This window comes from Coleofasciculus sp. H7-1, assembly GCF_057473865.1.
Window position 1 is genome coordinate 37,314 of record NZ_JBYCCT010000088.1, and the last position, 8,170, is coordinate 45,483.

At 45.6% G+C, this 8,170-nt stretch carries 6 protein-coding genes and 1 pseudogene; 3 read left to right on the forward strand and 4 right to left on the reverse strand.

Annotation, left to right across the window (positions count from 1 at the left end; all coding sequences use genetic code 11):
* Positions 1–11: 11 nt before the first annotated feature.
* From AC2VDX_RS25270 to der, 3 genes and pseudogenes are all read right to left on the reverse strand, one after another.
* Positions 12–134 (reverse strand): annotated as a pseudogene (locus tag AC2VDX_RS25270) (ISL3 family transposase); the annotation flags it as partial.
* 308 nt (positions 135–442) lie between these two features.
* A complete protein-coding gene (locus tag AC2VDX_RS25275) occupies positions 443–1,402 on the reverse strand; it encodes an energy-coupling factor transporter transmembrane component T family protein (RefSeq protein WP_378179203.1) in 960 nt (319 codons plus the stop codon).
* A gap of 60 nt (positions 1,403–1,462) precedes the next feature.
* Positions 1,463–2,827, reverse strand: coding sequence for a ribosome biogenesis GTPase Der (gene der / locus AC2VDX_RS25280; RefSeq protein WP_378179206.1), 1,365 nt, complete (start codon positions 2,825–2,827; stop codon positions 1,463–1,465).
* A gap of 8 nt (positions 2,828–2,835) precedes the next feature.
* Here der and AC2VDX_RS25285 point away from each other — a divergent pair, with 8 nt between their 5' ends.
* Positions 2,836–3,027, forward strand: a complete 192-nt coding sequence (locus AC2VDX_RS25285; protein WP_378179209.1) for a hypothetical protein — start codon at positions 2,836–2,838, stop codon at positions 3,025–3,027.
* Between the two features lie 2 nt (positions 3,028–3,029).
* Positions 3,030–3,968: a WD40 repeat domain-containing protein gene (locus AC2VDX_RS25290; protein WP_378179212.1), complete on the forward strand. Its 939-nt coding sequence runs from the start codon at positions 3,030–3,032 to the stop codon at positions 3,966–3,968.
* A gap of 216 nt (positions 3,969–4,184) precedes the next feature.
* Here AC2VDX_RS25290 and AC2VDX_RS25295 read toward each other — a convergent pair whose 3' ends face one another.
* Positions 4,185–5,612 carry an NB-ARC domain-containing protein gene (locus tag AC2VDX_RS25295; RefSeq protein WP_378179215.1) on the reverse strand — a complete coding sequence of 476 codons (1,428 nt, stop codon included), beginning with the start codon at positions 5,610–5,612 and terminating at the stop codon, positions 4,185–4,187.
* A 574-nt stretch (positions 5,613–6,186) separates the two neighbouring features.
* Between AC2VDX_RS25295 and AC2VDX_RS25300 the strand changes: the two genes are divergently transcribed.
* Positions 6,187–8,170: calcium-binding protein (locus AC2VDX_RS25300; RefSeq protein WP_378179218.1), on the forward strand; the 1,984-nt coding region annotated here is incomplete at its 3' end.

An 8,170-nucleotide genomic window follows, 5' to 3' on the forward strand; every position in this document is an offset into this window, starting at 1 on the left:
TCTTGCTACCGTCGTGAGTTGCTCATAGCAATTGGCTTTTTTGGAGCTAAATTTACCAAGATTACTACATAGTTTTTCTGCACCTTCTTCCCAGCAATTTCATCTATTCCTAATCTTGATAACTGACTTAAATCGAATGGCACTGACTTAAGCTGTAGGGAATGGTTGTAGCTTGCTTCCGCGTAGCGGTACGATAGTGAAACCCAACAAATGTTTATGTGTGTTGGGTTTCGTTCCTCAACCCAACCTACTAGCGCGGCTTATACATATAGCGTTTTGTAGGGGCAATCCCTTGTGGTTGCCCTGACTATGCGGTGATGTTGCGTTCCTGTTTATGTCTGCCACAAATACGTCTATTGCCCCCCTTTTTACTAGCGAAGCGGCGCGTTAGCGCGGGGATTTGGGGGGAGCGCAAATGTGGCATCAAAATAGTGAATTGGTATTAACCCTCCCATCCCCAGATCAGCCGTGCCCCCCAGAGTACGACTAAACTCACTAGCCCCGCCCAGTCACTCTTTTTGAGACGCAACTGGTGCCACTGGACGCGATGGCGATCGGGACTGGTAAAGCCGCGAACCTTCATCGCGCTGGCAATTTGATCGGCTCGTAAGAGGAGATTTTCTAGCAACCGTTCCGCAACCATCAACCAAAGTTGCAGGCTTTTTCGGATGCCCAGTTTTTTCCAGTTAATTGCCCGTGTCCGCACGGAACGAACTAAATTCTGCACTTCTTCTAAAACCAGGGGAATAAAGCGCAGCGATAAAGTCAAGGTCAGAGCAATTTCTGTCACGGGAATTTTGAATGCCCGTAGCGGTTCCATCAAACTCTCGATCCCAGCAGTAATTTCCTCTGGAGCTGTCGTCAGCAAAAAGAGGTTAGTGCTGTAAATTAAGGTAAACAGTAAGGTACTGACGTTAATCGCTAGATCCAAGGACTTGCGAGTAATTTTGACTGGCCCTTGGTGGAACAGGACGTAGCGGTAGTTTGAAGAGTTTTGAGTAGAGACAAGGGCGATCGCGTCTGGGTTTTGAGTTGAAGCTGATTTGACAACTCCTGGCTTCAAAGTAGCGGGTTGCCCAAAAGATACATCATCGGCTGGGAGACGGCGCTGAGAGTCTGATGCAAGTCCATCGGGCGCAATTATGCTCAGGATGAAGACAAAAAAGCACAGCATCAATAGCCAACCCATTTGTTGCTTCCACACGCGCAATGGAATCGCCGCCGTCAAAGTAATGGCAATTAGCAGCACCGCCAGCGCGATGCGCCAGAGGGGATTTGCCAAAACTGGAGCGATGAGAAAGCTCATCAACCAAGCTATTTTCACCCTGGGGTCGAGGTGATGCAGCCAAGTGATTGGTTGTTCGAGGTACAGCCCTAGTGGGAGCGATCGCAGTAAATCCATAGAAAATTAAAAATTAAACATTAAAAATGCAAAAATTTTTCATTTTGCATTTTTAATTGATTAAACGCGAGTGGCTCGGTTACTACGACTGCCCGCTTCCATGTCGCGGACTTTTTTCCCTCTCCAGAATAAGCGCACTGGGGTTCCAGTAAAGCCTAACTGTTTTCGGAATTGACGTTCGATGTAGCGGCGATAGTTGTCATTGAAGCGTTTGGGTTCGTTGACAAATAGCGCGATCGCTGGGGGTTGGCTGCTCACTTGGGTGCCGTAATAAATCTTGCCCTGACGCCCTTGGCGGGTAGTTGGCGGGGAATGCCAAGAGATAGCTTCTTGTAGCACTTCATTAATTACAGCAGTCGTGACGCGGCGTTTGTGTTGTTCGGCGGCTGTATTGACCAAATCTAGAATTTTTTCCACCCGCTGACCCGTTTGAGCGCTGACAAAAATCGTTTCTGCCCAATCGATAAAGTTCAACCGTTCTTTAAAGGTGCTTTCAAACTCGTAAATGGTGTAGGAATCCTTTTCAACAGCATCCCACTTATTGATGACGATGACACAAGATCGACCTTCTTCATCAATCCGCCCAGCCAGTTTTTGGTCTTGTTCGGTGATGCCATCGACTGCATCAATGACTAATAAAACTACATCGGCGCGACGAATCGCTTTAAACGCGCGATTAATTCCAAAGAACTCCGGGCCGTATTCAACGTTTTTCTTTTTGCGAATCCCGGCGGTATCGATCAATCGGTAGGTTTTGCCGTTGCGTTCTACTACCATATCGATGGCATCGCGGGTTGTGCCAGAGATGGGGCTGACGATAGAGCGGTTTTCGCCGACAAAGGCGTTCAACAAGCTGGATTTGCCGACATTGGGGCGTCCCACAATGGCGACTTTAATTTCTTCAGTTTGGGGAATTTCTCCAGCTGGCACGATATAGGTAATCAGGGCATCGAGTAATTCGCCGGTGCCACTACCATGAATGCCAGAGACGGGGAAGGGTTCGCCCAATCCCAGTTCCCAAAACTCCATTGCTTGGGTGAGACCTTGTTCGGAGGATTCGCATTTATTGACAGCTAGCAGGACGGGCACGGGCTGTTGACGCAACCATTCAGCGATCGCTTCATCCGCTGTTGTTAACCCGCTCTGACCATCGACGACAAAGATTGCCGCACTCGCTTCCGAGAGTGCCAACATTGCCTGTTCCCGAATCAGGGGTAAAAACTCGGTGTCATCATTAAACACCAATCCGCCGGTATCGACGACGACGAACTCCCGGTCTTCCCAGAAGGCGGAACGATAGGTGCGATCGCGCGTGACTCCAGGTTCATCATGCACAATGGCGTCTTGTACACCTGCCAAGCGATTGACAAGAGTAGATTTGCCCACATTAGGGCGACCGATAATAGCGACAACAGGCAGGGACATAACCAGATATGCTCATCCGACTGGATGATGACAGCTCCAAATTTATATTGTATCCATCCTGGATAGACGTGATGTTTTCTGCGGTGACTATCCATGACACATCAGCCAAAGTTCGGAAAAGTTTCAAGAGCGATCGCTTTGGGTGCAGTGACTACTTTGACGCTTGTGCAGTTCGCTTGAATCCTCTGCCAAACCTGTAAAAGTGGAAGATTTATCCTTAGCGTCTACACCAACCACGGCATCCGAGTCAGCCCAGCCGATCGGCACGCTTACAGGGCATTCTAACTATGTGCAGGCGATCGCTATCAGTACCGATGGGCAGATTCTTGCCAGTGGCGGTGATGACAGTACCATCAAGTTATGGAATTTACCCAAAGGCATCCGCATCCGCACCCTAGAAGGGCATATAAAACCCATTCATGCCCTTGCCATTAGTCCGGATAAAAAACTCGTCGCCAGTGGCAGTTATGACGGCACCATCAAGCTTTGGCAGCTCAGTAGCGGGGCGCTCATCCACACCCTCAGCGGGGATTCAAGTTCAGTTTTATCCATTGCCATCAGTCCGGATGGCAAAACTTTAGCCAGCAGTGGTTTAGACAAGACGATCAAGCTTTGGAAGCTAAGCAGTGGGGAACTCATCCGCACCCTGACGGGGGATTTAGATGCAGTGAATTGCGTTACCTTTAGCCCGGATGGGCAAATGTTAGCCAGTGGTAGTGCCGATCGCTCCATCAAGCTATGGAATCCGCGCACGGGCATCCGCATCCGCACCCTAGAAGGACATTCTGACTGGGTGAATTCCGTCGCCTTCAGTCCCGATGGAAAACTCCTTGCCAGTGGCAGTAATGACGGCACCATCAAGTTGTGGAATCATCGCAACGGAGAACCAATCGCCACTCTGAAGGGGAATACCACCTTAATTAATTCTGTCGCTTTCAGCCCCAAGGGACAGACAATCGCCAGCGGCAGTTTGGACAATACTATTAAGTTGTGGAATCCCCGCACTGGCGAACTCAAAAGCACCCTCGCCGGAGATGACAGCCAAGTGAAATCCTTCGCCTTCAGTCCCGATGGACAAACTTTAGCGAGTGGCAGTAATGACGGCAGCATTAAGATTTGGCAGGTGCCTGCTCAAGAGTAAGGACTTTAGACGCCCGTAGAGTGGCTGTTTGTTCGCCGGAGGCCGTTTTGAAGCTAGTCAGACTCAGGAACGATTAACAACCGTTAATAAGGTGTTAGCCCTGAATCAAAAAGTCTAATCGATTTCCAGGGTTGATGAAGGAAGAGGCTCTGCCTAAGCTGGGATACGAACGCTAACAACAAAGCTGATTGTAGCAATCAACTGGAGACAATTGTACTAAGAACCCTGCTCGATTAATCGTTTAGTCACATACTTTATGACTAGCGATTTTTGAGTAAAATTGGTTGAATTCTTCTTAATCAGCGATCGCTTCAACAGAGATTCCAGAGTTTCTAGTAACTCCGACTGAGATATGGGAGGCAAATTTCCTCGCCACTCAGTCAGCGAAACCGATCCCTGCTTAATTGCTAGCCAGTACATGACTTTCTTTTCTAAGTCTGACAAGCGATTAAACTGCTGGTCTAAAAGAGCGTAAATGTCGCCAAAAACTAGATTACCTTGTTTTAAAAATTGGGAAACATTACCCTGAAACAACACTTGAATCGTCGCTGCGACTATCTTCAATAGCTGGGGATTGCCTGCATAAAACTCAATTAATGCTATCCATTCGTCTTCAGAACCAAAGAAGTCTCCTTTTGCCTTGAAGATTTCCCGTCCTTGTTGCGGTTTCAAACCACCCATCTGTAGCGATCGCACGGGTAGCTTATTGCCTTCCAAAGCTACAATTTCTCTTGGTTTTTCCCGACTTGTCAGTACCAGACAGCTTTGATGCAGTGTTTCTCCCACCCGTCTCAAAAGTTCTCCGTAACCTTCATATCCTTGGCGGTAGCAACCAGCGCGATCGCCACTTTGCAAAATTGCTTCGGCATTATCTAGAACTATCAGACAGCGAGAGGAGCGTAACCAGTTAATCAACTGCGATATTCTAGCATTTACGGTGTCTGGTAAATTTGTTTCGGAATCGTCGGATAGGAACTTCAGCAGGGTTGCCAAGATATCTTGGATGGGTGGCGCATGGTGTAGCGATCGCCAGATTACGTAATCAAATTTATCCTTAATCAATTCTGCACTGCGTATAGATAAAGCCGTTTTACCAATTCCTCCCATGCCTAATATTGCCACAATGCGACAGTGGTCTTTCACAATCCATTGCTTGAGTGTAGCTAGTTCTTCCTCTCCTCCGTAGAAAACGGAAGTATCAATTGCCTCTCCCCAATCTTGATATTTATCGTTTGATAACACTAAATTAGTCACCTTTTTATCGGGTTGTGCTAGACAATTCTTTGGTTTAAGTTCCTCAAGTATACCTGTTTTATATCCGGATTTTTCCAGTAAGTAAATCACCCGATTCCAGCTTTTGACTTTTATCAATCCTCCTGTTTTATCGCCTAGCATTTTTTCTATATATTTATAAATTCCATTAGATAAGTAAACTCTAACTGCACTGCTGCTCCGACTTTGATAGACTTGAACGGCAATTTCTGCTGGACTATAACCGCAGAGTAATCCTCGCAAAAACTTCTTTTCCACTTGGGTGAGGCTTTTGCCTTTTGCCTCTGCCAAATCTACGTATAACTTTTCCAGGTTCCAGTTATTTGCCGCTTCTGTAAATTCTACTTCTAACTTACTTAATGTAGATGCCATTTTGTTTAATTACTATAACTACCCCTAGCCAAAATTTTAGCGAATTAATGATTAAGCGTTAATAAAGTATGTATATTTTTTTAGCGAATTTACTAACGTGCGTTAAGAGACGAATAGCGGTCACTTCTGCTATTCTGAGGTTCAGTAATTTCATCTAGGAAATTTCCTCTAGACTTCATCTCAATTTCATAAATCTCGTTTGCTGAAGACAAAATTTAAACTCGCTCGTCAGGGTAATCTAGGAAATTCTTACAGTTATTTAGGCTGTTTTTCCAAACCGGATCGGCAATTCTACTGAAGTGCGATCGCGCTTTAGTTGCTTTTGCCTAACACAAGTGCGATCGCGCTTTAGTTGCTTTTAGCTTATTTGTAAAGCTTTGTAACAAAAATGGCGTTTTGCACAAAACTCGCGGCTTGAGGCTGAGAGAGAAGTGAAAGCGATCGCGCTTGAGGATGGAAGGAAGGGAGGATGCGATCGCGCTTCACTTGCCTTCCACTGAGCCGTGCATCTCTAAGTTCACTTTGTTAAGAATATTCACCAAATCTTTTATCTACAACAAGAGGACAAAGAATCATGACTACCCTTAACTTCGATGGATATAAGGTTCTCGATCAAATTATTAAAGATAGAGGACAGACTCACGTATTCTTTATTAACGGAGTTTTGGTTCCAGATTTTATATCGCAAAAAAATGCTGTTGGTGATGCTCTCAATATCAATAATTTACCAAGCTCAATGAAGCTTGACGGAGCGCAAAATCCATCTGCACTTCCGAGTATGACAGAAGTTTTAACCATTTTCGCTTCTCATATCGCCGCTGGTCTGATTGCTGGAGGAATAGGGGTAGTACCGCTAACCCTACAAGCGGTAGGTAGCGTAATAAAAAAAGCTGTTATTGGAGTTGCTATTGATACAGGTGAGGCTCTTTGGCAAATCTATACTGATGATCTTACTGTTAGTAATTGGGTAAATCAGAGTTGGACAGGCGCAGACAAAGTAGGAGATTGGCTTTCGCCGACGTCTAATGATTCTGTAATTTTTATCCCGCACTCTCAAGGAAACCTGTTTGTTGAAGATGGTTTGAGAGTTATAAATCCTGATACTAGCCGCGTTAGGATTATAAGTCTTGGCTCACCAACAGATTATTCTTCATCTGGAGGAATGGCTGATATTATACAAGGTCATATAGGTTCAGGAGCGGGGTGGTATCAGGGAGCAAATATTAAAAACATTGACGATCCAATCACTTATTTTCAAGGTCATTCAGATGGAATAGAAGCTCAAATAAAAGACAATTCTGTCACAGATATTTTGTCTGATATATTATCGTTAGCTCTTGGAGGACTTACAGGAGTTACTTTAGAAAAACTGTTTGATTTTTTACTAGAAGAGAGTTTATTAGAGGATTTGGTCAGTCCTCTTGTTCCCTACATCAAAAGTAATTTCCCAAGAGAGTATCAGCTTTTAGCTGGAATAGGAGGGACTTTAAATCAACCTTTGGAACTAGTTGATGGTCACAATCTTGAAACTCGCTACTTAAAAGACGATAACGGTTTTAAGAGTAGTTTCAAGACTTTTGCCTATCAATTACAACCCCAAGGGTACTATTTTCCCAACCCTAAGATTCAGGGTATAGGAAATATATCTGGAACAGAAGATGATGATTGGATAGAAGGTACTTCTGGCAACGACTTAATCTCTGGAAGAGGCAGAAATGATTTCTTGCGAGGTGAGCAGGGAAATGACTATTTAAGCGGGGGATCTGGCTATGATCTTCTGGATGGCGGAGATGGCAATGAGGATACCGCTGATTACTATAGTAGTCCTGGCAGGATCAAGGTTGATGCAGTCAACTATGCAGGGTTTGATGTTTACAAGATTGAGGACGGATTTGGCACTGTAGATACTGTTGGCAACGTCGAAATCATAATCGCCACCATTCATGATGACATCATGAATGGTGGCGATTATGGAGACATTTTCATAGGTGAAGGTGGTAGTGACATCCTGCACGGCAATGGTGGAAATGATCGGCTAGAAGGCGGCGATGGTGTTGACTTCCTGTACGGCGGGGCGGATACCGACGTCCTACGTGGTGATGCTGATAATGATTTCCTATTTGGCGGCGATGGCATTGACTTCTTAAACGGTGGAACTGGTGATGATTACCTTGACGGCGGCTCAGAAGGTGATTTCTTAGAGGGTGATGAAGACAATGACATCCTACATGGTAGGACGGGTGACGATACTTTAGAGGGCGGCTCGGGTAACGATCAACTATATGCTGAGGAAGACAATGATTTCCTATTTGGTGGAACAGGTGATGATTACCTTGATGGCGGTTCTGGCAATGACCATCTGTACGGTGAAGCTGATAGTGACACCCTCAAGGGTGGCACAGGCAATGACCTGTTAGATGGCGGTTCGGAAAATGACCATCTGTACGGTGAAGCTGATAGTGACACCCTCAAGGGTGGCACAGGCAATGACCTGTTAGATGGCGGTTCGGAAAATGACCATCTGTACGGTGAAGCTGATAGTGACACCCTCAAGGGTG

Coding starts and splice junctions, on each gene's coding strand:
- AC2VDX_RS25285 (WP_378179209.1), top strand. CDS start 2,836: ATGCTCATCCGACTGGATGATGACAGCTCCAAATTTATATTGTATCCA.
- der (WP_378179206.1), bottom strand. CDS start 2,827: ATGTCCCTGCCTGTTGTCGCTATTATCGGTCGCCCTAATGTGGGCAAA.
- AC2VDX_RS25295 (WP_378179215.1), bottom strand. CDS start 5,612: ATGGCATCTACATTAAGTAAGTTAGAAGTAGAATTTACAGAAGCGGCA.
- AC2VDX_RS25275 (WP_378179203.1), bottom strand. CDS start 1,402: ATGGATTTACTGCGATCGCTCCCACTAGGGCTGTACCTCGAACAACCA.